Consider the following 26,467-nt stretch of genomic DNA (forward strand, 5'->3'; position numbering starts at 1 on the left):
AGATAATAGCGGGAATGGTTTGGGTGCAAAAAGCCAAGAAAGATTATTTGTTAAACTATTCGGCCCTTACCTTTGTATTACTTATTAAAAGAAGAAAAATGAATCTTGAGAAAGGCATAGAATTGTATAAAGCAGGTAAGTTTGAAGATGCTCTTTCCGTCTTTAACCAATTAATTTCAAATTCGGAAAAATCAGCGGAGTTACATCTTTTTCGGGGAAGGATTTTGTCTCGCCTAGGAAAAACAGATGAAGCGCTGATGGATTTTGATTTAATAGTAGAAATTGACCCCTACAATACGAATTACATTTCGGATCGCGCAGTGGTTCTTCACCTCTTAAAAAGAGATGAAGAAGCCCTAATCGAATTCGACAGAGCCGCTAACTTAGATCCCAAAAACCCTTATAGATATAGTAGCAGAGCTTATTTTAAAGATAGAATCGGAGATTTAAAAGGTGCCATTGAGGATTATGAGAAAGCGATTGAATTAGATCCAGAAGATGCTGTTTCCTTTAACAATAAAGGACTTGTTGAAGAGAAACTTGGCTATAAAGAACGGTCTAAAAAGAGCTTTGATAAAGCAGATAATTTAGTAGGATACAAACCAAGTTCTCAAGAGTTGAACCCTTCTCCTCCTGAAGAGAAAGTGGTAGATAAAACTGAAATATCAGAAACGAAAGAAAAATTAACTCCCTCATATTATCTGAGAATTATCGGATCTTTATTTTCAGATTCCAAAACAAGAAGAGAATTCAAAGAATTTGTCCTTGGGATATTCAAGAAAAAATAACTAGAACGATTTGATGACCCATAATGGCTTGTTAATAAAATAAGCCATTTTTTTTGATAGATTCTTAGTGAAAATCTGATCAAAAAATGATTTTTTCTTACTTAAGGTAACTAAAATATCACCCTTGGAGGTTTGTAGGTAATTTTCGAGTCCTAGTGCCAACTCATCCCGATAGGATTTGAGAACATAGTTTACTTTTTCATATTTCACAAATGGCGAAATTTCATTAATCATTTCGAGATGAAGGGATTTATCAATTGCCTTATGAGTGCTACTTACATGAACAATATCTATTTCAGAGTCAAAAAAACTTGCTAATTCAATAATCTTCTGGATAGCAAGTTTATCCTCCTCTAAATAATCGCTTGCATAAACCCATTTTCTTGGCCTTTTGAAAAATACTTTTCTGGGAACTACAAATACATCTATTGCTGCATCTTCGACTATCCTGCTGGTCTTTGAACCAATTATATGCTCTCTCAAATCGTTGATCCCCTCAGTACCCATCACAATCATATCGGCATTTATCCGCTCGACTTCCTTCAACGTTGTAGCAACTATTTTTCCATTATCATGCCCTATGAAACAATTATTAAGCCCCTTTGGTAAGCTCTCTTTTAAAACTGCCTGTTGAAGATTCGTTAATTTTTCTTTGATAAATTCAACTTGATGATAACCCTTTGTATCAAGTGGAGAAAGCTTCTCGTAGTCTTCTTTGTTTAAGACATGAAATAAGAATAAATCAGCTTTATATAACTCTGCTAATCTAGATGCATATTCAATAGCATTCAAAGAACATTCTGAAAAATCAGTTGGGCAAAGTATAGTAAAAGCTCTAGACATATTTAAAAATTTTAATAGCCTCTTTCCCGATTAACGAGATTATGGAGAGGCTGGTTGGACCGTATTCTGTGAATATTATCTACAACTTGAGGCGCTGCGGCCTTAGGATTTGTCACACTCGCTATATGTGGAGTCATTTGAATTCTTTTGTCAGACCAAAAAGGATGATCCTTGGGAAGCGGTTCCTTTCTGTAAACATCCAAAAGTGCACCTGATAAAAACCCTTTTCCTAGAGCGATAACCAAGTCTTCTTCTACCAAATGCTTACCCCTAGCAACATTAATTAAATAAGTCCCGGGCTGACATTTTGAAAATAAATCCAAATTAAGAATGTCCTCCGTATCTGGAGTTAACGGGAGAAGACAAACAAGCACATTCACTTCATTTAAAAAATCCTCCAATTTCTCTTTTGAAAAATAGGGATATGGAAAATCGGTTTTTTCTGAAAAACCAAATCCCACCACATCAAATCCCATAAAAGATAATTTTTCTAATACGTCGCTTCCAAGTGCTCCAACTCCCATTACACCCACTTTTATATCTATTTCAGGGTTGCTCATATCCCAGATTCTATTTCTCTGGTCTTCTTGATATCTAGTAAGTTGCCTATGAAAATTCAAGACTCCCATGATCACAAAATTTGTCATTGAAAAAGTAAGCTTTTCATCAACGATTCTTACTATTGGTATATTATCGGGAACAGAATTATCAGTTAAAATATGATCAACCCCTGCGCCCATTGAACTAATTAATTTTAAATTTGGAAATGAATTCAGAATATTCTTAGGATGATTCCAAAGCATAACAAATTCAACTAAATCAGGATCGTTTATTTCGGGATATACCTGAATTTTTAAATCTGGATCTAGGTTTTTTAATACTTCTATCCAAGGATTTGCGTTCTTTCCTGGACAAATAATTGCTAAACTCATAATTTTTGAAAAATTTTAAATCTTAAAAAAGGACATCTAAACCTTAATAGATTTACAACAGTTACTTTAACAAAAACATTACAAAAATGCATGAATTTGTAACAAATTACAGAAATTTTTGAAACAATCTTATTTAAAATTCGATTTAATTGCCATAAAACACAAAAAAGTTAATGAAAAACAAAACTAAATTTTATGTATTCGCCCTTCTACTCATGGTAATAGGAATAGAAGTTAGTGCACAACAAATTGATATGCCTCAAGCATCACCTTCTGCAAAAATAGCGCAAAAAATCGGATTGACTGACGTAACTGTTTCTTATAGCAGGCCGAGTACGAAAGGTAGGAAGATTTTTGGGGAATTAGTCCCTTATGGTTCAGTTTGGAGGACAGGTGCTAATGGGGCTACTGTTCTTAGTTTTTCTACAGATGTTATGATTCAAGGAAATACTGTTCCAAAAGGTCAATATGCGCTTTACACTATCCCTGACAAAAATTCTTGGACTATTATCTTTTCCAAAAACACAAAACTTTGGGGAGCGATAGGCTACAATCCTGAAGAGGATGTTTTAAGAGTCCAAGCAACTCCTGAAAAAACGAAAAAGATATACGAAACTTTTGAAATTGGCTTTGATAATATGACCGATTCTGGTGCCGACTTAACTTTAGCTTGGGATCAAACTAGTGTAGGTTTCCATATTTCAATGGATCCAGACCCCGTAGTGATGGCCCAAATAAAAGAATATGTATTAGAACAGGAAACTAATGACCCTAATTTGTTATATCAAGCCTCCAGTTATTACTTAAATACTGGTCGAGATTTAAACAAAGCTTACGAGTGGATTAAGGAATCAGTAGAAAATGACCCTAAATACTGGACCTTTCATTTAAAAGCAAAAATTGAAGTCGGGTTGGGAATGAAAACTGAAGCAGTAGAATCTGCCCAAGAATCGATTGAGCTTGCTCAAGAAGCCCAAAATCCTGATTATGTAGGTTTAAATGAAAGGTTGATTAAATCATTGAAATAAATATTTAACACAAATAAGCCTTCAAATCAGAGTTAATTTGAAGGCTTATTTGTTTTACTTTTTAATAAAAAACTGCACAATCGCTGCAAATAGCATCACTGCTAGGCAGCCTATGGCATTGTACCAGAGAAAGCCAATATTCCAAACAAAATCAAAGAAGCCAATCCCATTTCTAAAATGAATAATGAAAATTAGCGCTTCTGAGGCTAAAGCTCCAATAAATACTGCTTTTCCATTTACCCATTTCATAAAGAATCCCACGATAAATATTCCAAGGATGGTCCCATAAAATAAAGAGCCTAATAGATTAACTGCCTGAATTAAGTTCTCAAACAAAGAGGCATAAGTAGCAAATAGAATAGCACCTACGCCCCAAAAAGCAGTAAAAAACTTTGAAGACCTCAGATAATGAATATCAGAAGCTTCCTTTTTTATTGAACGCTTATATAAGTCAATCGTACTTGTAGATCCAAGTGAATTCAATTCTGAAGCACTTGAAGACATAGCTGCAGAGAAAATTACTGCAAACAGCAACCCGATTATACCGGTAGGTAGATTATCCATAACAAACCTCATAAAAACATAATCAGTATCTCTAGTTTCTGCCACAGGATCGTTTGCAACTATTAGCTCTTTTACTTCATCACGAATTTCCTTTTGTTCTTGCTTTAAAGATTTTAATTCACTTTTTATTATTCTTTCCGACTCTTTGTCATTTTCCTTGATTGCATCCAACATTTTCATGTAAGATGTCTTACTTTCTTCAAAATTTGCTGTGTAATTATCCTCCAGTTTTTCAAAATCACCTGCATATTCGCTTTCTCGAAGCTTCTCAGTCTGTACTTTATTAAAAACCACAGGAGGTTGAAAAAACTGATAAAAAACAAATACCATCACCCCAATAAATAGAATAACAAACTGCATGGGAATTTTTAAAAAACCATTCATGATAAGTCCCATTCTACTTTGGGAAAGAGTTTGCCCAGAGAGGTACCGTTGCACCTGACTTTGATCAGTGCCAAAATAACCTAAAAACAGAAATACGGCTGCTGTCATTCCTGACCAAATATTATATCGATCAGCGAGATCAAATTCAAAATTGACAATATTCAATTTATCCATACTACCTGCCACATGAAGGGCTTCCTGAAAAGAAATCGGGAGCATTTGAATGACAATTATCCCCGCAAGGATCATCCCTCCCATCATTACAGCCATCTGTTGCTTTTGGGTAATGGAAACAGCTTCTGTTCCTCCTGAAACTGTGTATATTATTACCAAGGTGCCAATCAGAATATTTGTCCAAGTAAGATTCCAACCTAAAAGTGTTGATAAAATAATAGCAGGTGCGTATATGGTGATTCCTGCACCCAAGCCTCGTTGAATTATAAATAAAAGAGACGCAAGGGTTCTAGTTTTAAGGTCAAATCTATTTTCCAAATATTCATAGGCTGTATACACTTTCAACTTATAATAAATGGGAATAAAGCTTACAGAGATTATGATCATGGCCAAAGGCAGACCAAAATAAAATTGGATGAAACGCATGCCATCTTCATAAGCTTGCCCTGGCGTACTCAAAAATGTTATTGCGGAAGCTTGTGTTGCCATAATTGACAAACCTATCGTCCACCAATTCATGGAGTTTTTTCCCCTGAGGTAAGAATCTAAACTGTTTTGCTTGTAAGTTTTGTATACCCCATAGGCTGCAATCGTTCCCAAGGTACCAAATAACACGATCCAATCTATAGTGCTCATGCGAATGCACTTTGAAGCCAAGTGAAAAAAGCAATTAACAAAATAAGGGCAGCAATTAGTCCTATATATAGGTTTTGCCAACGAATAGGTTTTTCTTCCAAAACTATTGTTCTATTAAGTTGATAAATAATTTAATAGCACCTGGAACACCTGCAGGCAACTCTCTAAAAAATGAAATCCCAGTATAAATATAATGTCCTGATCCATATTCAGCATAAATCAAAGATCCATTTTTAAACTCTTCATCCGGGTCTTGAAACTCCAATGGAGTACTGTATTCTTTAGCAATATCAGTAACAAAGTATAATCCTCTCTCCTGCACCCATCCATCAAAATCTTCAGAAGTCACCTGATTTGGTGTGGATAGAACCGGATGAGACCAATCAGCTCGGAAAGGGGAATTTTCTACGGTTACTCTATCACGACTAAGGCTAAAAGGATATGGCCCCATATCATTTGATAAAAGACCACCTGAAGTATTATATTGAACAACTAGATTTCCACCAGATTTAACATAGTCCATTAGAACTTGTTGGTTTTCAATCAAATCTGTATTGGTGTTATAGGAACGAATTCCAACTATTATAGCCTTAAACTGGCTTAAATAATCAAGCGAATAATCGTCTTGCCCTATATATGAAACTTGATACCCGAGAGAAGTCAAAACACTTGGCACATCATCCCCAGCCCCTTCAATATATCCAATTTTATCACCTGAAATTTTCCAGTCCGCTTTAATTAAATTTACAGATGCAGGACTGAAATAAGTAAGGTTTGGAATATGTGGGTACGAAATTCTATTAGTAGTTTGATTAAAAGTCTGTCCAGAAGCGGTAATAAATTGAGCAGTAACAGTTCGTTTTTGATTTCCATCCAGCATGAAAGCAACTTCATAAATTAGTTGCTTATTCGCATCATTTTTCGCTTCAGAGACGATTTCGTATTGATCTAAATTTAAGTTTTCAAATTTTAAATCACCTTCAACTATCTCATTTGAAAAATTTACAGTAACTACTAATTTTTGGCTTTCACCTTCCAAAAGAAATACATTTTCGTCAGAAATAACAATATCAATTTCAGGAACTATTGTAAACGGTTGTTTCACTTCTCCATCAACTCGACTATTATACTTAAACATTAATGGCAATTCCACTTCAAAGGTTTTTCCACCATACTGAATAGTCATCTTACCTTCTAATTGGTCATTTTCAAATGGCTGACCAATTTCCAACTGATCACTGACATGATATAAAGCTCCATCAGAAGGTTCCTTCAACCAATAAGGTTGTGAAAGTGGGGCATCTTCGGGTATTTTTAGATCAATTTTATTTCCAAATAAAATATTCTTTGAAATTTCTTTATTGAAATCTCTTTTTTCACCAAGAGTCTCAAAGGAAATGATTTTAAGATTTCCATCAGATGGATTAGTTATTTCCAAATAAGTTGAAATACTTTCACCGGGATATCCCAACTCTTTTTGAATATTCCATTCAGCTTCAACACCTAAGGATGCTAAAATCAGAGAATTCAAAGAAGAAATCTTTTCCTTAACCCATATCTCGTCAGATTGCAGCGTTTCCAATTTAGTTTTTATCTCTAAAAGAGCAGGTATATTATTTTGAGGTTTCTTAAAATCAAAATCCCTTGAAGCCATATCGATTAAAGCTTCGATTTCCATTCCTCCAGAAATTGTTTCCCACCTATTTTTGACACCATCGAAAGCTGAATTTACTGCATCTTCACCACTTACATACTGAATGTGATCCAAAGCCTCTCCGTTTGTTGCAGTACTTCCAAAGCCCTGTGATTTATGCATCGTTCGACTATCAGCTGCTATCTGGCTATAAGTTTCTCCCAATAGAGGGTTATAATTGCCAGTTGGGAATTCAAAATATTGCTCACCTTCGACTTTTGTGAATTCTCCTCTGAAATTATAAGTATTCCAATAGACCCTCTTAGGTTTCCAGGGTTTCACATATTTCAATTGCTCTGGATAAACAGTTGGATCTCCTGAAATTTTTAAGGCTTCTCCAGCTAGGATGGCAGATGTGGTATGCTGCCCATGATTTCCACCTCCTGGGATTGTATTAAACCTCGTTATGATAATATCGGGTTGAAAATTTCTAATAACCCAAACTACATCCGATAAAACTTTTTCCCTATCCCAATTTTGAAAAGTTTCATCAGGAGTCTTTGTATATCCAAAATCGATTGCACGTGAAAAATATTGTCGTCCACCATCTGTTTTTCTAGCTTGAAGCAATTCCTGCGTACGAATTTGCCCTAACTTAACTCCTAATTCTTTTCCAATTAAATTCTGGCCTCCATCACCTCTTGTTAAACTTAAATATGCAACTTGAACATTTTCTCCATTTGCCAGATAGGAAATCAGCCTTGTATTCTCATCATCTGGATGGGCAGCAACATATAGAACTCTACGGGTTTCTTTTATTTGCTCTAACTTCTGATATAACTCAGAAGAAGGAATTGACTGGGCATTTAAAAAACTAAAGGTGTAAAGTGTGATAATTAGTGTTAAAGCACTAAATAAAGTTGATTTTATCATAAATGGGCTTAATAAAGTCTACAAGCTAAATTAAGCCAGTCTCAAATAAAAATATTTTGTGATTAATGGGGAATCTTATTTATTTCCTGGTCTCGTATATTTAATTTTTCCTGGAATCGTATAACCAAAAGTGAATTCAAAAAAATCTGCTTTGGCTTTATGGGCTTTTATCTGAATTCCCATAAAAACATTATTATCAAACCTATATCTTACGCCAACCCGCTCATAAAACCAAGATACTTCCTGATTGAACTCTGATTGATTAAAATATACCCCAAAGGCTACAGGAGCATATAGATGTTCATTTATTTTCCATTCCCATGAGCCCACTAATGCAAAAGAATTAGCATCAAAAAAGCCAGTATTTTGGTTGGGCCATCTATCCTTAATCCCAGCTCCATAAAACCAGTCAATCCCAAGACCTATCCGGTATTTATAAGATGCTTCCCACAAATAATTTATTCCTAATCCTCCTCTAAAATAGGTTGGGTCTCCTATTTCATAATTTTTTGTCCCTAAGTACAAAGCTAAATTCCAGAAACCTCTCTTTTCAAGATCAGGGTAAGAAACTGGCTCAGTTGGCAAAGACTGAACCTTTCCTAACTTAGTTTTTATCCCAAATCCAATTGGCGCATAGTTTATCCCAGCATTTGGTTTTTTAATGGCCCCATTTGAAAAGTGTTTTAATCCAATTGTCCCCACTAAACTTACCCTTTGGCTTAACTCGTAATTGGCTTTGAATCCTAAATGGATGTAACTATTTAGATTTGAACCTACAAATTTATTGATGGGGTTTGTTTCTGGATCATATGGCTTGATATGAAAACCAAGTCCTATTTGCCCAAAATAGCTTAGATAGAACTTATTATATATTCCCCTTCTTGTAAATGGTAATTCTACAAACCCATAAATCCCCATGGGCCTACCTAGCTTTTCAGAATGAAAAGCTAAAGAACTAAATCCGAACCCCATACTTGGATATCTATACAAATAATTGTGAAAAGTATTTTTCACTTTTCTCCACTCAAACCTTACATCTACACCACTATATGATTCAGTTTCTTTGATTTGGTTTGCCCAGTCTTTTCCATTCCCCAAAAGAGGACCATTTTCATAGCTTATAACAAAAGACTTTTGAAACTTAGATTGTCCAATCGCTTGATAAGAAATCACTGAAACTAAAACAGTAAAGAAAACTGCTTTGATTTTAACTGGCATCGCAAAACTCACAATTGAAACACAAATATAAAAGGAATAAAAAAAGAATATCCTTAATACAGGGAATTCAATTCGATTGAATTTGATCAGGATTTAAAAATTAATTTAAAACTCGAAAAATATGAACCTAAGTAAATCGAAAAATGGTCAATGAGAAAAAAAAACCAACCCGAAGGTTGGCTTTGATTTAATTTTGAGGATTACATTCCTCCTTCCATCCAGTTTGGACCTTTTAATTCGATCAGCTTTTTATTGTATTTATCAGCTTCAGCTTCATTTTTAAGTCTTGTATGTACTTGGAAAAGTACTTCCATTACATCTGTATTATCTGGTCGGATTTCCAATGCTTTTGTGAAGTAAGGAATTGCATCTCTGTAATATCCATCAGCTTCTTTACCCATTGCTTCAGATCTCTTCTCCCACTCTTCGTCTGATAAACTGTTTAATTCAGCAAGAACTTCTCTTGCTCTATCCAGCATCAAAGCACCTGTATAGAAGTTGCCGTCATAGAACTCAGGATCAGCTTCAACAGATTTCTTATAATCTGCAAGTGCACCTTCCATATCGCCAGACTTTTCTTTTAAATAGCCAGATCTCAGTAGAATAGCTGCATTGTTTGGATCGTTTTTAAGTGCTTCTTGAATTGAAGCCATCGCTTCATCCATTTTATTTAATTGCAGTAATAACTGAATTTCATATTCTGCGAGAATTTTATCTTCAGGATAATCTTCTCTAGCTGCCATGACCATGTCATAAGCACCTTCTGGATTAGATTCAGCTCCACTTAAGATTTGAACCATGAAGTAATAAGTATTTAATTTATTATATTCATCTACGTTCAAAAGTAAGTTAAAGTGTTTCTTTGCTTCTTCATACATTTCTAGATCATTTGCTAAAAAACCTGCATTATAATGGATAGTAGTATCCTCAGGTGCAATATCTCCTGCAAGGTCAAAGAAATAATAAGCCATTTCTTGATCTCCCTCATTATATCTTTCAATCGCTTTATCGAAAGAGGTATTCTTAAGAGTATTGATAGAATACGGTCTTAAATTATCAGGAACTCCTGTTATATCTTCTTCCCAAATATCTTCACCGATACCTGAAGATTTATCAGAACCTCCCATCTCAAAAGATTTCATGAAAGTGGAAAGAGCTGCCTTACCGATTTCATAATTTTGTTTGGTGTTACTGGAATCACTCCCAAACATCTTGGTTTCTATCTGAGCTTTTATAAAATATGTTTCAGGATCAGAACCTGTTTCCGGATCAGCTGTTGCAGCTTCAATATCAGTCAATGCTTCTTTAAGATCACCTGATTTGAAGTTTTTTTCTGCTGACCTTACTACTTTTTTTTGTCCAAAGGCCAAGGTTGTCGCACCAATTAGGGCCATTGATAGAATTAGCTTCTTCATTATTAGCGTTTACTTTTTTTGTTTGGTTATTCTTTTGGATCATCTCCATCGGTTTCTGGAGATTCATTATTTATTTCAGGATTCTCTTCCAAATTTTCTTCAGAGTTTTCAATCACATCTTCTTCTTCATCTTCTCTCGTGATTTTTTCTACTGATGAAATACTATCCTCATCTCCTACTTTTATCAATCTAACTCCTTGTGTCGCTCTACCCATTATTCTTAGAGTTTCCATGGAAATTCGAATAATAATTCCGGATTTGTTAATAATCATTAAATCATCAGAATCCGTCACTTCCTTTATCGCAACTAAAGCTCCGGTCTTATCGGTCACATTCATTGCTTTTACTCCTTTACCTCCTCTATTAGTAATCCTGTATTCATTCAAATAGGAACGTTTTCCGTAACCATTTTCTGAAACGACCAACAGAGTAGCTGATTCTTCTGAGGCACAAACCATGCCAATCACATTATCATCATCGCCTTGTAAAGTTATTGCTTTCACTCCTGTAGCAGTTCTTCCCATCGGTCTTACAGCAGTTTCAGGGAAATGAATTGCTCTACCAGATTTTGCAGCGATTACAATATGTTGAGACCCATTAGTCATATCTACTCTGACCAGTTGATCATCCTCCCGAATATTTAAAGCAATAATACCATTGGACCTAGGTCTGCTATATTGCTCTAAAGTGGTTTTCTTAATGATTCCACGTTTAGTGACCATGATCAAGAAATGGTTATTAATATAATCTTGATCATTCAAATCATCCACCTGAATAATTGAACGGATTTTATCATCTGACTCAATATTTATCAGGTTTTGAATTGGTCTTCCCTTAGAAGTTTTGGATCCTTCAGGAATGGCATATGTCTTTAACCAGAATAATTTCCCTTTATCTGTAAAGATCAATAAGTAATTATGAGTAGAGGCCGTGAACAAGTATTCTGTAAAGTCATCCTCCTTGGTGCTAACCCCTCTGGAACCAACTCCTCCTCTACCTTGCGTTCTATATTCTGTTAAAGCAGTACGCTTCACATATCCTTGATGGGAAACCGTAATCACAACTTCCTCATTTGGAATCATATCCTCATAACTGAAATCCTCTGCATTATGCTCTATTTCAGTACGTCTATCATCAGAATAACGATCTTTCATCTCCGTCAGTTCCTCTTTAATGATTTCCATTCTCTTATCCTCATTTTCAAGAATGAATTTAAGCTCCTCAATAAGAGCCATAATCTCCTTGTATTCTTGGATAATTTTATCTCGCTCCATTCCGGTCAAACGCTGCAATCTCATATCGAGAATCGCTCTTGCCTGAATTTCACTTAATTCAAACCTTTCAATTAATCCATTTCTGGCAGTTTCTGGATCAGCAGAATTTCTGATTAAAGCAATCACTTCATCCAAATGATCTAAAGCGATTAAATAACCTTGAAGGATATGTGCTCTTTTCTCAGCTTCTCTTAACTCATACTCTGTTCTTCTTACAATAACCTCATGTCTATGATCGACATAATGGGTAATCAGATCTTTTAGGTTTAGTGTATAAGGTCTTCCTTTTACAAGGGCAACATTATTCACTGAGAAAGATGTCTGTAATTGCGTATGCTTATATAAATTGTTGAGAATTACTGAAGGAATTGCATCACGCTTTAATTCATAAACGATTCGCATCCCTGATCGATCCGATTCATCTCGGATTGCAGAAATTCCATCTATTTTCTTTTCATTGATCAGCTGAGCTGTTTTCTCAACCATGTTGGCTTTGTTGACCATATAAGGAATCTCAGTGATGACAATCATCTCCTTGTTTCCTCCATCTTTAGTCTCCACATTAGCCTTACCTCTCATGACTATCCTTCCTCGGCCAGTTTCGAAAGCAGCTTTAACTCCATTATAGCCATAGATAATTCCACCAGTCGGGAAGTCAGGAGCTATTATATGCTCCATCAATTCAGAAATTGTAATTTCTCTATTGTCGATATAGGCGATAATCCCGGAAATAACTTCTCCCAAATTATGGGGCGCCATATTCGTCGCCATACCTACTGCTATTCCTGAGGCACCGTTCAATAGTAATGCTGGCACTTTAGCCGGTAATACAACTGGCTCTTTTAACGAATCGTCAAAGTTGAATTGATAATCTACAGTCTCCTTATTGATATCAATTAGCAGTTCTTCAGCTATGCGCTTCAAACGTGCCTCTGTATAACGCATCGCAGCTGGATTATCTCCATCTATCGAACCGAAGTTTCCTTGTCCATCCACTAAAGGATAGCGAAGAGACCAAGGCTGAGCCATACGAACCATGGTGTCATAAACAGCAGAATCACCATGAGGGTGATATTTACCGAGTACTTCACCTACGATTCTCGCAGATTTCTTATAAGGTTTGTTATGTAATACGCCAAGTTCTTGCATCCCGTAAAGGATTCTTCTATGAACTGGTTTCATTCCGTCTCTGACGTCTGGAAGTGCTCTGGAAACAATAACTGACATCGAATAATCGATGTAAGCTCCTCGCATTTCCTCTTCAATGTTAATTGGTATGATGTTCTCGTTTTCTCCTTGAGCCATATAGTGCTTTTCTGGGGTCGATTATTAGGCTGCAAGATAGTAAAAACCCAATGGTTTTGAAAAGAGAAAATAAACTGAAAAAAAGTCTTTAAAAAGTTAATACCATTGACCTACTTTTCTGTTCTGATAATTAAAAATACCACTTCCTCTATATTCTATGCCATTATGCATATGTTTCATCACTACTCCACAGCCTGCAATCTTACATCTTTTTGTACCTGGGAATCGAATTGCAAATCCCAACTGCATTCCATAAAGGGTTTGTTTTAAGTTTTGAACCTCAGAAAAGTCATTTGCGGAATAGGTAAAATCTCTAAATTCAGCTCCGCCTTTGACAAACATTTTTGTGTATTCTGAAAAATCTCTCTCAATCCTTAAAGCTATCCCCATATAGGGTTTATCTCCTACCGCAAGCTTTGGCTCGTACATACCATCAGAATTTAGGCTTTCATCAACAAAATTCTTCATTTTCAATTGCCCAAATTCTCCTTCTAAAATAAATCTCCAAGGATAAACCTGTCTTGCTCTTTGTGTAAGTTCAGATTGCATGTAATAATTTGCAGAAGCATATTTTCTGTATTTCCACTTTAGAAAAGACTGTCTTCTCTTTGCATCATAAAGTACCAATCCAACTGTTCCATATAATTTACTGGCCTGGTAGGATCCTCCTTCAAATGGAAATTCAAAATCCCCACCTCTCATGGTAGACATATCACCCCATTCTTGACCGTAACCACCTCCAATTGTCAATAGGTTGAATAAATTAATTCTAAGGCCTGCATTAAAAACCGGAAAAACCCAATCATTACTTTTCAATTCCAGTGGATTTTCTTCTGAAATATCGAGAGGATTATCAAAATTCTGGAATTGGGTCAATGGATATAATTCTGGATTTGGAGTGTAAAAACTATTTGAAAACTGACTATAAGCCGCTCCTGTAGAAAGTTCTAAACTGAACATCTCTAAAACATTTCTGGTAATATTCCCAAGCCCACTTTCACTTTTAGGATTTTTGGCTTTTTCTGAAATTCCAAAAATATCCTCCTCTTGAGCTATAGCAAAAAAAGATAAACAGGTAAATAATAGAGATAGAAACGACTTTTTTAACATCATAGAAAACTAACGAATAATTGGCTGTCTTGGTGTGAAATTAAAAAAAAAGCCTCCACAAAGGAGGCTTAATTTAAAATGTTTGTAAAATCTTATTTTCCGTCCCCTTCATTTCCGTCTTCCTTCTCGCTTTCATTCTTTGCTTTCAATTCGGAAATCAAAGCGTCTAATCTTTCTTTCACAGCTGGATCAGATTTCTGGGCTCCATTTACTTTGTTATAGGTAGAAGCTCCCAAAATAGAATCATTCATAATTAATTCCGTTTTATAATCTTTCACCACGTCTTGAAGAGAATTCTGAAAATCTTGTACTGCTTGATAAGCTGCTTTTTCCTCCTCAGTTACTTCTGCTTCCGCCATTTTTGCTTCATCTCCCCAAGCTGCTTTGATTTCATTATATCTAGCACCTCCTTGGAAAATTTCATTTTCGAGGATCATAGCTCTCAACTCTTCAGTTTTTGAGTCTACATACTCGGAAGTCATCACCTCTACGTGAGCAAATTTTGTCAACTCCTCATCTGTAACTTCTTCCGCTGCTTCCTGCGCAAAACCTGTCATTCCCAAACACGCGAAAAACGCTCCAAACAACAATACTTTTTTCATAATCTTCTCTGATTTTAGTTTTCGTAATGTGCTCAATAAATAAAGCATAAGCCAAAAAATCAAGACATTTCAGGTTAATTAAGATATTTTTGGATAAACGGTTGCCAAAAATCCTATATCAACCGGATTGACTTCAATTCATTGATCGTATTAATAGGATTGGGAGAATTGAAAACAAAGCTACCTGCCACTAATACATCTGCACCAGCCGCAATTAATTTTGAGGCATTTTGGATATTTACTCCGCCATCAATTTCTATTTTGGTACTTGCTCCATAAGCCAAAATCAGGTCTTTTAATCTTGAGATCTTTCCATACGTGTTTTCTATGAATTTTTGCCCACCAAAACCCGGGTTTACTGACATCAAACAAACCATATCAATATCTTGGATCACATCTCTTAGTAATTCAACGTTTGTGTGAGGGTTAATTGCAACGCCAGCTTTTGCACCAAGTGATTTAATGACCTGTAATGTCCGGTGCAAATGAGGGCAAGCTTCATGATGAACAGATATGATATCTGCACCTGAATCTCTAAATGCCTCCAAATAGCGATCTGGTTCTACAATCATCAAATGAACATCAAGTGGCTTCTTAGCATGCCTTTTTATCGCTTGAGTGACAGGAATTCCAAAAGAAATGTTAGGGACAAACACACCGTCCATAATATCAATATGGATAAAATCTGCCTGTGAAGAATTTAACATTTCAACCTCTTTCTGAAGATTCGCAAAATCCGCGGCTAAAATAGAGGGGGCAATCAAAGGAGACATAGTATTTGTTTAATCCGTTATTCTAATTTCTATCTAAATAATTTGGTTCGCTTTAGATCCTTTTGATCTTGCATTTGAACAATGTAAAAACCTGATTTCAATCCTTGTAAAGAAGTTCGGTAAGAATCCTTGGGGCTATTTCTATACAAGACTGAGGAATATATTTGTTTTCCATTCATATCCAATAATGTAAACTCAGCCTTAATTTCTGTGCCAAAATAAATTTTCAAATCATCTTTCACCATCGGATTAGGAAATACTTTCCAAATAATTTCCTCATTTTCTGAAACGGCTAAGATTTCTCCATAATAAGCATCATAGAAATTAGGAATTCCGTATCCTATCAAATTATCTTTCTCATCACTCTGACTTGCACTTCGAATTAAATTTTCCACCAATTCGGCTCGCGTCCATTCAGGCTTTGCCTCCCATAAACCTGCAGCTAATGCAGTAATTTGAGGAGCAGTAAAAGATGTTCCATTTGCAAAACTAAGATTGCCATTTGATCTGATCAATGCAACTCCATTTCCAAAGGTAGCTAAGTCAGGTTTAATCCTTCCATCCCCTGTAGGCCCCCTTGAACTGAAATCAGAGACATCTAAATCTTTATCTACTGATCCCACAGCCAAAACTAAGTCTGAGTCAGCAGGTGAAGTTAAACTAGATTCCTTTGATCCATAATTGCCTATACTATTAACTATAAGGATTCCCCTTTGCGCTGCAATATTGGCCCCACGGGCTATTACTGTAGTTTTCCCATCTAGATCCTCCAAAGTATAATTCATTGCAGGGTCATCAAAATCATAGTATCCCACTGAACTATTTATAATATCTACCCCCAAACTATCTGCAAACTCTGCAGCTTTTACCCAATTGTATTCCTCAATCTTATATTCTGTAGGATCTTCTTCAGTTATAGCTAATATAAAATTGGCATCAGGTGCACCGGAAACCAAAACCCCTTCTTCATTCGCAGCAATGAGAGATAAAACATTTGTGCCATGCTGGTGAAAAGAATAAATGGTTTCAGACCAAGGGTTTACAAAGTTTTTGGTTGCTAAAATCTTGTCATTTATAAATAAATGGGATAATGAAGCTACTTTATCAGTTCCAGGAAATCCAATATCGAAAACAGCTATTGTCACCCCTTTTCCAGTAAAACCTGCCTCATGCATTTCGGGAATTCTCAATAAATTATTTTGAAAATCATATGGATTTTCATTAGCCTGAAGTTTTCTATTATTTGAAGGTATTGAAATATTAATTCCTACTGATTTGAAAATTTTCCTTACAAATCGGGAATTTGAATTTGGAATGAAATCAAAAGCCACCAGTTCTACTCTATCCACATATGACAATGATTCCATTTCTTTTGCTCCTTCTTCATCCGTCACAAGTAACAATGCGTTCATCCATTTACTTGAATACAGAATTAAGTCTGCCTTATCTGCAAGCCCATCGATATATTTCTGAGAAACAGGCAAATCCAAGGAGTCAATGGAAACTCCCTCCCTATCTCTTCTCGCTAATGCCTTTTGAGTCAGAAATTGATCAGGTTGGGTGAAAGAGAAAGTCTCTTGTGGTTTATATTTAAAAAAAACCGCATATCGATCTTGAGCAATTGAAAACCCGAATGAGCCCAAAAAGATGATTGCCAAAAACAGAATTTTATTATTTACCATAATCGGTAATTTTCATATGTGTTTTAGTTCCACCATCTATTAACTGATTTCCCAAACAATCGTTTCGTGCACAATAAGTTAATACTTCTTCATAATCCTCTATCAAACCAACACCCCGTTCGAAAATCTCGTAGCGATTATCTCTGTAAGTAACCAAATCATCTGCTTCCTCCTGATTTATCTGAATCAAATTTGGACTACCTGAAAAATATTTAATTTCAAATTCATCCTCAGGAGATTCAAAATAGATATTTGAATCCCATCTGACTCCTTCATTTGGTGGGAAAACCAAAACTACCGAAGGCTGATTTTGAATAGTCCTGATAAGAGAATTACCTCGAATAAGCATGGTGTAATTCTCAACCGGGGACCAATCTGATTTATCATAAGACTTACTTCTTTCAATAATAAAAACCTGCTCACCTGCATCGTTGATATAAAAAGAGAAAATACGATCTCTGTAAAAAAAGCTATCATCTTCCGAATCATTTTCTCCAAAATAAATGGTCTGATCTACTGAATAAATCCAATAATCTCCCACTTCCAAAGGCTGAAAATCAAAGCCAAAGTCTTTAGACCCTTCCTCAATTTCTCGGCTACAACCCACCTGAGAGAAAATTATTATCAAAAGAATAAAAAACACAAATCGATTCATGGTGCGGGGTAAAGTCTAAAATTACACTTTATATCCTATTTTACATTTTTCTATTTGGTTAACAATATTACTTTTTCTTTTCCTAGCCCAATCATCCTGTTTACCTTTACAGCAGTAAAAAATAAGAAATGGCTTTAAGAACATTTGTAAAAATAAGTGGTGTTACAAATCTAAGTGATGCCAGATATTGTGCTGGCATGTATGTAGATTTAATTGGGTTTGCAGTTGAAGAAAATTCCGAAAAATATGTAACACCCGCTCAATTTCAGGAAATCACAGGATGGGTTTCAGGACTTGAATTTGTTGGCGAATTTAGTTCATTACCAGCTAAAGACGCTTTGGGAATATTAAAAAGTTACCCATCAATAAATTGGGTTGAACATACTAGAATTGATGATCTCGTAATGCTTAAAGAAGCCGGATTTAAACCTATTTATAAAAAAGATCTTTCAGAAGTTAGGCACATGGAATCAGATATAGCCACCATTCTAAAAAAGGAAGGCATACTTTTTCATATTACTTCAAATGATGATCCCCTAACCAAGAGTGATAAAGAAGTTATTTCAAAGTTAACTGAAAAATGTGAAGTGATTTTGGGGGCAGGATTGTCAGCTGACAATGTGATCGGCCTGATAGATACTTTAAAGTTAAAAGGAATTGTTCTTGAAGGGGGAAAAGAGATTAAACCAGGCTTAAAAGATTTTGACGAGCTGGCAGATATATTGGAAGTTTTAGAAATCGAAGAATAAAAGAAAAGCCCGATCATGATTTGCATCAAAAAGTTTTACTCTAATTGGTAGCAAGGCCATTAATCGGGCTTTTTTTATTCAAATAAATCTGAAAGATTGTAAGGACTTTCAGGTCCTGTGAAAAATGATCCATTAATGAATCTGAAGTCAACTCCTATGTCCTTTAATTCAATTAAGTCTTTTTGATCTAGATTTACATTTATTGATTCAAGATTTTCTTTTATCCGTTCTCTATTCACAGACTTAGGTATTACTGCAATATCTCTAGCTACAGACCAAGCTATTAAAACTTGTCCTGGACTGATTCCATGTTTTTTGGCAATCAACTTAATTAGAGGGTTTTTTAGCAGCACAGGGTCATTCTTATGGGAATCATTTCTTGAGTCCGGTGAACCTAATGGCGAGTAAGCTGTCATAAGGATTCCATTTTCCCTACAGAATTGGACAAGACCTTTTTGAGGTAAAAAAGGGTGCATTTCAACCTGGTTCATTTCAGGTTTTTGACCTCCAATCCCCATTATTTCCCGAAGTTTATCTTGATTGAAATTTGAAACTCCAATATGCTTAGCCAAACCTTCATTCTTTATGGCTTGCATTCCTTCCCAAGTTTGCGTCAAAGGAGCATCTAAATAGGTGTAGAACTCATCCCGGGTTTTGGCAAATCCGATCCCTCGTTTAAAGGCAATTGGCCAATGGACTAAATACAAATCCACATAATCTAATCCTAAATCCGAAAGTGTTTTCTCCAAAGCCGGTTTAACATCTTCATATTTATGGGAGCTATTCCAAAGTTTTGAAGTCACAAATAACTCTTCCCTTTTGACAAGTCCATTCTTAATCGCTTCTCTTATTCCTTCGCCAACTTCCTTTTCGTTTCCATAAATTGCGGCGCAGTCAATATGCCGATATCCGACTTCTATTGCCCAATAAACTGCCTGTTTTACTATACCTGGCTCGCTTTTCCAAGTTCCCAGACCTATAATTGGCAATTTATCTCCATTCTCAAAAGTTAAATTTTTCATGGTTTTTTGGGGAGTGACAAACTCCCTGTTCTAGTTTAAAATAATAAGTTGAAACTTAAATTTAGGTAGAAAATATGCTTATTCATCTAAGCAAGTATTTATTAGTTTGAAACTCAAGTTCTTTAAAACTAAATAAATAGCTAAATAAGTCCTATAACTTGACTTTTTCCACACTTATTTAACATAAAAAAAACCTCACTGTTTGTGAGGTCTTAATTTTTATTGAGCTTTTTCGAAAGCTTTTGTTGTTGTATAATATTTCACAATCATATTTGGCACTTCCCAAACTGGCATTTTCCCGTCTTTAAAGAACTGCAAATAGTTCTCAGTCACTTGAGCAAAATGAGCCTCATGTCCCACTGAATATGAGTCAGGAACTTCTATTTTATATTCTCCATTGCTCGATTCGCTAAGACTTATACCAGGGTATTTACCTTGAAGAACTGAATCAATTGCATTTTTTAATTCATCATCTTGTCCGTCCAGAAGTTTTACATATAAAACTGGTTTATAATTCTCTTCTTCTCCCTGACGAATTATTAAATTGGCTTTAGTGCCCCGCATGATGCTATAATGCGTATCTGCAGTACCTTCAGGAGCTTGGTAGGCCCATTTCACAGAGACCTTAGCATGAATACCTTTCAAAGTATAATTCATTTCACCATTGGCTAAGACATCTAAAGTCTCTCCTTTCCCAAATGGAGGTGTTTTTCCTGTAACTAATTGATACTGATCATAATTTAAGGAAGTAGGAAGTAATTCTGCTTGTAACATCTCTACATCACTTGTATCAAGCACCTCATTTGGAAAGGACTCCCACTGTACTAAATCTACCAGGTGAGTTGTAACATCAACCAAACCAGAACCTTCAATTTCTGTATCAAAAAACCACTCGGGACGAACTAAAGGAACTCCCGATACATATTTGAAAAAATGATGCACCGATTCTTTTGTAATTGCTGGATTTTCCAAGGTTCCCTTTTCTAAAACTCCAAATACTTCAGGCATCATGGAAAGTTCTTTCTGAAGGATCGTAGAGATTTCAAACCGCTCTGTCATGATATCATAAAAGAGTAAACCTTTCTCATCTGCCAAGTCAAATGCTTTCTTCAATTTTTCAAAACCGGCAGGATTGATAACTAATGGTTTATCTGCATAAACGTTCATTCCATTTTCTAAAGCCGCAATAATATAGTCGATCTTTCTATCGTTCTTTCCGGCTACCACCATCACATTCCCTGCTTTTTCTTTGATCATTTCCTGCAAGAAATCATCTCCAGTATAAACTTCTAAACTCCAAGTTGTTGGATTCTCTGCTCGTTCATTATACCCAGCAATTCTTTTTAAATAATCCTGAAGTTCCTCTCCTTCGGGAGCATAAACATGAATTGTTGAATCAACTTCTGGATACATGCTCTTATGAATTAATCCAGCATGAAAATGTCCGGGATCAAGACTTACTATTTGTAAAGGTGCTCTTGCTTTCGGTTCATCCATTTTTTCCTGAGCAGAGTCACAGTTTTGAAAAAGTAAGAGAATGACAACAACTGCAATTAACTTAAGCTTAGACATGAATTTATATTTTAACATAATTTGTACCGTAAGGTGCTCTTTGCTCTCTACTTAAGTAGGTATTCGCTTCGTCATCATTTACGAAACGCTCTGAAATAGGATCCCATTCCAGTTTTCTTCCCAGCTGCATTGCGATATGGCTCACCAAACAAACCGAGCAGGCCCGATGGCCAATTTCTACCGGTGAAAGCAATTCATTTTCACCCTGAATAGCACCTAGCCAGTTACCATGATGTTCAGAACTTTTTTGTAAATGAATTTCATTCGGTCCAATTACAGATTTTAGAATTGCAGGGTCTGAGGCATCTAGGGCTTTTGCACTCTCACCTTGAGCAACAGGATCACTGGATGATGCCACATAATTACCTCTTGAAACCCAAATCCAACCATCCGTGCCTTCATATCGGATTCCATTGGGATACCCTCCACTTGTAAACATATGAATGCCATTATCATATTCTGCTTTTACCATAAAATCACCGTGCACATTCCAAAGACCTGAGCGAGGGAATTCAGCAACTGCCTCAATATATCTAGGGCCGGTCAATTCTGTATCCATTCCCCATGCTGCAGAATCAAAATGATGCTGCCCCCATCCAGTAATCATCCCAGCTCCAAATTGATTGATTCTTAACCAACCTGGTCTTCCATATCCTTTTTGTGGGTGTACACCAATTTCAGTGTAAGGTACTTCAGGAGTTGACCCAAGCCACATGTCATAATTCAAATTTTTCGGGACCGGCATAGTTGGTGCCTCTGGTCCTGAAGGATCCCCAGGAAGGCCAATTCTCACTGTATGCAACTTTCCTATTCGACCATTTCTTACCAGTTCAGCAGCAATTCTGAACTGTTCACTAGAACGCTGCTGGGTTCCTAATTGAAGTTTTACTCCAGTTTTCTTTACTACGTCAGCTAATTGTCTGCCTTCTCTAATCGTCAAAGAAGTAGGTTTTTGAAGGTAAACGTGCTTGCCGGCTAAGGCTGCCATCATTGCAGGTTGGGAATGCCAGTGATCTGGTGTACTGATCACTACCGCATCGATTTCCTTATTCAGAAGCATCTCCCTGAAATCACCATAGTGGTTTATTTCTCCAGCCGCCTCATTTTCATTTTTAGCGTAATAGTTTTCAATCAGGTTTTTCCCATCTAGCATTCGATTGGAATCCAAATCTGAAACAGCAATATATCTTGCATTTGCATGTCTCCAGGTACCAGGAATATCATGGTCTCTTGCAATCCTCCCACATCCTATTTGCCCTATTTGTATCCTATTGCTAGGAGCATTTTTACCAAAAACTGAGGCAGGCACAATAGTGGGAATTCCAAATGCTGCAGTTGCCATTCCTGCATTTTTTATAAAGGTTCTTCTTTTCACGGTTGTATGAGTTAACGTTTGGGTCTATTTATTTTTTTAAAATTTATTTGACGAATGATCTCCAATAACTTTCAGCTTCTTCAGCAGTAAGATCACCATCAAATACGATCATTCTATATTTCAATGTATATCGCTTATTTGGAAGAATTTCCCAGGATTCATGCCTAATCGGGGTAAATTCCACAAATACATTTCCTTTTCTATCGTAATTTTCTTCCGGCCAAACCCTTAGAGGTTCAGGGAAAGCTTTGTTGGTGTTGTGACTCATAATCAGCAGACCACTTTGACCTTTGGGAGAATCTGATTCTCCTTTTACAATAACCCATTTGGCTTCCGTTCCATCTGCAGCTTTTCTATCCTTTCCTTCTGACGTTAGAACTGTGCTGTTATCAGAACCCCAAACTTCTGTTGCTCTAAATCCTAATCCACCCCCATATCGGTACGCATCCAACAAAATCCCATCTTTCAATTTGGTAGAAAAATTAGAAGTATAATCTACCAAAAAACGCCCTTTATCTACTGGCATCACTTTAATAGTCAAATCTTCTGAAATCGCCAGTTTTTCATCATCTGGAGCTTTTAAGTCGATGTGTTTTTGTCTAACCGTCAATTCAGCAACTCCTCCAGCTTCCTTTTCCGCAACAATCTTATCAAAATCAACCCTTCCTTTTTGATCGGCCAAATTCCAAAAGTCAACCTCTCTTCCACCAATAGTCGCTCTGGTCCAAGGTCCCCAAATTCCATAATGGTGATAATGGTCTTTTGGTTGAATCCTAGTCAAAACCTGTCCGGATGGAGAAGTCAATGGATGAATAAAGCCAGATTTTGCATAGTCAGATTTAACCCCTTCCGGCACAGGTTCTATAGCAGTTTGATAAGTCAAAACCCGTTGATTTCCAAGTATAAAATCAATTCCTGTCACTGTCTCCTTTAGAGTGACTTTTTGCGCAAAAGCTGCCATAGGCAGTATTAATAGCACAATCAATCCGTATAATATTCTTTTGATAATCATAGAAAAATCTGGTTATTGGGTCAGTTTTTTAAAGATATTGAAATCTAAACTAATGACTAATTGCATTTATCCCAATTACATATGAAGAAGAGTATTTTCTACGCAATCGTTTTCATTTTCATGATCAGTTCGGCGGGGGCCCAAAGCATGCCAGAAGAGGAATTAACTTCAGAGTGGAAAGCTAAGATTGAAAGTCTGGCGCCTGAAAAGGCCACATTCCCTTTTAAAAACAAAAAGAAAGTACTTGTATTTTCTCTTCATACAGGCTTTTGGCATTGGGTTAATCCTCATACAGAGGCTATGTTTAAAATCCTTGGTGAGAAAAGTGGAGCATTTGAAGTAAGCTCAAGTACGGACTTAGCGATGATGGAAAAAGATAAATTAAAAGATTTCGATATGATTGTCTTCAACAACACGAATTCAAAACCAACTTATAGAAATTTATTTGTCGACAAACTTAATGAGAATGGGGAGATGGATAGTATTTCTGTTTGGAAAAAAGCTGCAGAACTAGAAAAAAACGTAATAAACTATGTGAAAAAAGGCGGTGGACTTTTCGTTATTCACGGAGGCAATACAACACTAAACAATTCCATGGAATTTTCCAGACTCCTCGGGGGCTCATTCGATTATCATCCAAAGCAACAGCCAATCAACGTTCGTCTAGCTGATCCGGATCATCCTTTAGTACAGGCATTTCCTAATGAAGGCTTTGTACATAAAGATGAGCCCTATTTTTATAAAAATGCTTATGATGAATTAGATTTCAAACCACTATTATATTTCAATAATTCGGAAATTGAAGGCCAAAAAAAAGGTCAGGAATTGACTGAAGGAGTAACTTATGTGGCTTGGATCAGAAAAGATGGAAAAGGACGCGTGCTATACAGTGCCCCTTCTCATAATGCTCAAAGCTTCGAAAATCCAGACTTGTTACAGTTCTATCTGGACGGAATGCAATACCTAGTAGGAGATGTAAAGGTAGATGAGACTCCTATTGGAAATTGAGAAGTTTGGAATAAGAAGTACGAATTTATAAAATATCGTACTTCTTATTTCTCATTTCACATTTAATCAGGCTTTTTTCACAAACTCGCTTTTTAAGGCCATGGAACCAAAGCCCTCGATTTTGCAATCAATATTGTGATCTCCTTCCACTAATCGAATACTTTTTACTTTTGTCCCAGCCTTAATAGGTTTAGGCGCACCTTTGACGGGAAGATCTTTAACGATTACTACAGCATCGCCATCTGCCAATAAATTTCCGTTTGCATCCTTTACGATCAATCCTTCTTCCTCCGCTTCGGCTTCAGGAATCCATTCAAATCCACATTCTGGACAAACGAATTTGGCACCCATCTCATAAGCATAAGGGGATTTGCAGGATGGGCAAGGCGGTATATTTTCCATGCTGCAAAAATAGGGGTTTTCTTTAGGCTCAAGTTCTATAATCCTTAAAAACCATCTTCTACCAGTTTCATAGAACTCGATCTCCTGAATCTAAAATTTTATCTCAATTAATGAGTTGGTGTATAACTCAACAGAACAGCCTCTGCCACTAACCTTCCTGAAGTCATCGCTGCATTGGAAGAACCATTAAGAAGATAATCCCCTCCTAAAAAAATATGATCAGTAATTTTGCATTCAGTAATAGGAATCGTGGCCTTCATATCATCTAAGAAGGGTAATGCATGTTTAATGTAATAGGCCCTAATAAATTTAAAATATTCAGCTTTAACTCCAGAAATTTTTTCCAATTCCTCTTGAACGGCTTTAACCAATTGTTTTTCTTCCAAATCACTCTCCAAAACCGACACAGATAACAGCGATCTGTCATTACTTGAATAGGCTTCAGAAACATCATCCATAAAGACAATATTATTCACGATATGGTTGTCACCTGGCAATAAACCAATCATTGGTCTGGCCATAAAAGACTTTTGGAGAGAAAAGTACAAATTGATTACTTGTTTTGGTTTCCCAAACTGTCCCTGCATCTGTGGCATTACATGATCTGGTTGAGTACAAACCAAAATTCTATCTGCTTCAAGAACTTCCCCATTTTTCAAAGTTATTGATTGACCTTCGATTTTTTCAACAGGTGAATTATAGTAAATCTGCGTTGTGCTCAACTGTTGCTTTAGCATATTTGGAATTTCCTGCATCCCTTTCTCAGGTACAGCTGCATGTCCTAATGAAAACATTTTAAAAACAAATTCGAACATTCTCGCAGAAGTATTCAAATGTTTTTCCAGGAAAATGCCTCTGAAAAAAGGTTTAAAAAAGTTTGAAATGATTAACTCCGAAAAGCCATAATTTTTCAAATATTGAAGCGTAGGTACAGAGGGTTCATTAAAAATATCCTCTATGGATTTCTTTTTTAATTCTTGGGTCAGGGTAAACATTTTCACTTTATCCAAAAATGTCCCCACTCGAGAAAAGGCCATGCCTACTACCTTAAGAGGATTTCGAAGAGGGTCAGAAATGATGTAAGAATCATTTTTATCAAAAATTACTGCTCCAGGATCGAAGGTTTTAAGATTTAAAGCAGGCAAATTCAAATAACGTTTAACTTCTGGGTAGGCAGTTAAAATCACTTGAAAACCATGATCTAGTAAATAGCCATCTACTTTATCAGTTTTCATCCTGCCTCCGACTTTATCTGAACTTTCTAAAATAACAGGAGAAAATCCCGCTTTCTCTAATTCTATAGCTGCAACAAGACCGGACAAGCCAGCTCCGATTATATATATTTTCTGATCTTTCATTCTTGGTTGGGGTTGATAAA

Annotated in this window: 22 protein-coding genes; 4 read left to right on the forward strand and 18 right to left on the reverse strand. The window is 36.1% G+C overall.

Features of this window, described 5'->3' with window-relative positions; translation table 11 throughout:
- Positions 1–98: 98 nt before the first annotated feature.
- Positions 99–788 carry a tetratricopeptide repeat protein gene (locus AAGF08_RS15005; RefSeq protein WP_343512090.1) on the forward strand — a complete coding sequence of 230 codons (690 nt, stop codon included), beginning with the start codon at positions 99–101 and terminating at the stop codon, positions 786–788.
- Here the strand turns inward: AAGF08_RS15005 and AAGF08_RS15010 are convergent, their stop codons facing one another.
- Together AAGF08_RS15010 and AAGF08_RS15015 are read right to left on the reverse strand one after the other, a co-directional pair.
- Positions 789–1,631, reverse strand: coding sequence for a universal stress protein (locus AAGF08_RS15010; RefSeq protein WP_343512091.1), 843 nt, complete (start codon positions 1,629–1,631; stop codon positions 789–791).
- 11 nt (positions 1,632–1,642) lie between these two features.
- Complete coding sequence (locus AAGF08_RS15015; protein ID WP_343512092.1) at positions 1,643–2,563, reverse strand: glyoxylate/hydroxypyruvate reductase A; 921 nt, start codon at positions 2,561–2,563, stop codon at positions 1,643–1,645.
- A 173-nt stretch (positions 2,564–2,736) separates the two neighbouring features.
- On the opposite strand from AAGF08_RS15015, the gene AAGF08_RS15020 reads away from it, so the two are divergent.
- A complete protein-coding gene (locus AAGF08_RS15020; protein ID WP_343512093.1) occupies positions 2,737–3,591 on the forward strand; it encodes a DUF2911 domain-containing protein in 855 nt (284 codons plus the stop codon).
- A 54-nt stretch (positions 3,592–3,645) separates the two neighbouring features.
- Here the strand turns inward: AAGF08_RS15020 and AAGF08_RS15025 are convergent, their stop codons facing one another.
- From AAGF08_RS15025 to AAGF08_RS15070, 10 genes are all read right to left on the reverse strand, one after another.
- Positions 3,646–5,349, reverse strand: coding sequence for a sodium:solute symporter (locus AAGF08_RS15025; RefSeq protein ID WP_343512094.1), 1,704 nt, complete (start codon positions 5,347–5,349; stop codon positions 3,646–3,648).
- Positions 5,350–5,452: 103 nt separating this feature from the next.
- Positions 5,453–7,915 carry a PIG-L family deacetylase gene (locus AAGF08_RS15030; RefSeq protein ID WP_343512095.1) on the reverse strand — a complete coding sequence of 821 codons (2,463 nt, stop codon included), beginning with the start codon at positions 7,913–7,915 and terminating at the stop codon, positions 5,453–5,455.
- A 75-nt stretch (positions 7,916–7,990) separates the two neighbouring features.
- The gene (locus AAGF08_RS15035; RefSeq protein ID WP_343512096.1) at positions 7,991–9,133 is read right to left on the reverse strand and encodes an acyloxyacyl hydrolase; all 1,143 of its coding nucleotides are present in this window, start codon (positions 9,131–9,133) and stop codon (positions 7,991–7,993) included.
- Between the two features lie 200 nt (positions 9,134–9,333).
- Positions 9,334–10,548, reverse strand: a complete 1,215-nt coding sequence (locus tag AAGF08_RS15040) for a tetratricopeptide repeat protein (RefSeq protein WP_343512097.1) — start codon at positions 10,546–10,548, stop codon at positions 9,334–9,336.
- Positions 10,549–10,574: 26 nt separating this feature from the next.
- A complete protein-coding gene (gyrA, locus tag AAGF08_RS15045) occupies positions 10,575–13,127 on the reverse strand; it encodes a DNA gyrase subunit A (RefSeq protein WP_343512098.1) in 2,553 nt (850 codons plus the stop codon).
- A 96-nt stretch (positions 13,128–13,223) separates the two neighbouring features.
- On the reverse strand, positions 13,224–14,240 hold the full coding sequence (locus AAGF08_RS15050) for a hypothetical protein (protein ID WP_343512099.1): 1,017 nt from the start codon (positions 14,238–14,240) through the stop codon (positions 13,224–13,226).
- 89 nt (positions 14,241–14,329) lie between these two features.
- Entirely contained in the window at positions 14,330–14,839 is a 510-nt protein-coding gene (locus AAGF08_RS15055) for a hypothetical protein (protein ID WP_343512100.1), read from the reverse strand.
- Positions 14,840–14,952: 113 nt separating this feature from the next.
- The gene (gene rpe / locus AAGF08_RS15060) at positions 14,953–15,612 is read right to left on the reverse strand and encodes a ribulose-phosphate 3-epimerase (protein ID WP_343512101.1); all 660 of its coding nucleotides are present in this window, start codon (positions 15,610–15,612) and stop codon (positions 14,953–14,955) included.
- 29 nt (positions 15,613–15,641) lie between these two features.
- Positions 15,642–17,294 (reverse strand): S8 family serine peptidase, encoded by a 1,653-nt coding sequence (locus AAGF08_RS15065; RefSeq protein WP_343512102.1) that lies wholly within the window; start codon positions 17,292–17,294, stop codon positions 15,642–15,644.
- Entirely contained in the window at positions 17,284–17,949 is a 666-nt protein-coding gene (locus tag AAGF08_RS15070) for a hypothetical protein (protein WP_343512103.1), read from the reverse strand. The genes AAGF08_RS15065 and AAGF08_RS15070 overlap by 11 nt, the downstream gene beginning before the upstream one ends.
- A 128-nt stretch (positions 17,950–18,077) precedes the next feature.
- Here AAGF08_RS15070 and AAGF08_RS15075 point away from each other — a divergent pair, with 128 nt between their 5' ends.
- Positions 18,078–18,698 (forward strand): phosphoribosylanthranilate isomerase, encoded by a 621-nt coding sequence (locus AAGF08_RS15075; RefSeq protein ID WP_343512104.1) that lies wholly within the window; start codon positions 18,078–18,080, stop codon positions 18,696–18,698.
- 74 nt (positions 18,699–18,772) lie between these two features.
- On the opposite strand, the gene AAGF08_RS15080 is transcribed toward AAGF08_RS15075, so the two are convergent.
- The 4 genes from AAGF08_RS15080 to AAGF08_RS15095 form a co-directional block, all read right to left on the reverse strand.
- Entirely contained in the window at positions 18,773–19,720 is a 948-nt protein-coding gene (locus tag AAGF08_RS15080; protein WP_343512105.1) for an aldo/keto reductase, read from the reverse strand.
- A 219-nt stretch (positions 19,721–19,939) separates the two neighbouring features.
- Complete coding sequence (locus AAGF08_RS15085) at positions 19,940–21,292, reverse strand: putative oxidoreductase C-terminal domain-containing protein (protein ID WP_343512106.1); 1,353 nt, start codon at positions 21,290–21,292, stop codon at positions 19,940–19,942.
- Between the two features lie 4 nt (positions 21,293–21,296).
- On the reverse strand, positions 21,297–22,667 hold the full coding sequence (locus AAGF08_RS15090) for a Gfo/Idh/MocA family oxidoreductase (RefSeq protein ID WP_343512107.1): 1,371 nt from the start codon (positions 22,665–22,667) through the stop codon (positions 21,297–21,299).
- A 43-nt stretch (positions 22,668–22,710) separates the two neighbouring features.
- Positions 22,711–23,679 (reverse strand): PmoA family protein, encoded by a 969-nt coding sequence (locus tag AAGF08_RS15095; protein ID WP_343512108.1) that lies wholly within the window; start codon positions 23,677–23,679, stop codon positions 22,711–22,713.
- 81 nt (positions 23,680–23,760) lie between these two features.
- On the opposite strand from AAGF08_RS15095, the gene AAGF08_RS15100 reads away from it, so the two are divergent.
- Positions 23,761–24,687 (forward strand): ThuA domain-containing protein, encoded by a 927-nt coding sequence (locus AAGF08_RS15100; protein WP_343512109.1) that lies wholly within the window; start codon positions 23,761–23,763, stop codon positions 24,685–24,687.
- 66 nt (positions 24,688–24,753) lie between these two features.
- Here AAGF08_RS15100 and AAGF08_RS15105 read toward each other — a convergent pair whose 3' ends face one another.
- Both AAGF08_RS15105 and AAGF08_RS15110 read right to left on the reverse strand, forming a co-directional pair.
- The gene (locus tag AAGF08_RS15105) at positions 24,754–25,089 is read right to left on the reverse strand and encodes a zinc ribbon domain-containing protein YjdM (RefSeq protein ID WP_343512111.1); all 336 of its coding nucleotides are present in this window, start codon (positions 25,087–25,089) and stop codon (positions 24,754–24,756) included.
- A gap of 107 nt (positions 25,090–25,196) precedes the next feature.
- On the reverse strand, positions 25,197–26,447 hold the full coding sequence (locus AAGF08_RS15110; RefSeq protein ID WP_343512112.1) for an NAD(P)/FAD-dependent oxidoreductase: 1,251 nt from the start codon (positions 26,445–26,447) through the stop codon (positions 25,197–25,199).
- Positions 26,448–26,467: the final 20 nt, after the last annotated feature.

Origin of the sequence: Algoriphagus sp. SE2, assembly GCF_039563885.1 — a bacterium.
Taxonomy (GTDB): domain Bacteria; phylum Bacteroidota; class Bacteroidia; order Cytophagales; family Cyclobacteriaceae; genus Algoriphagus.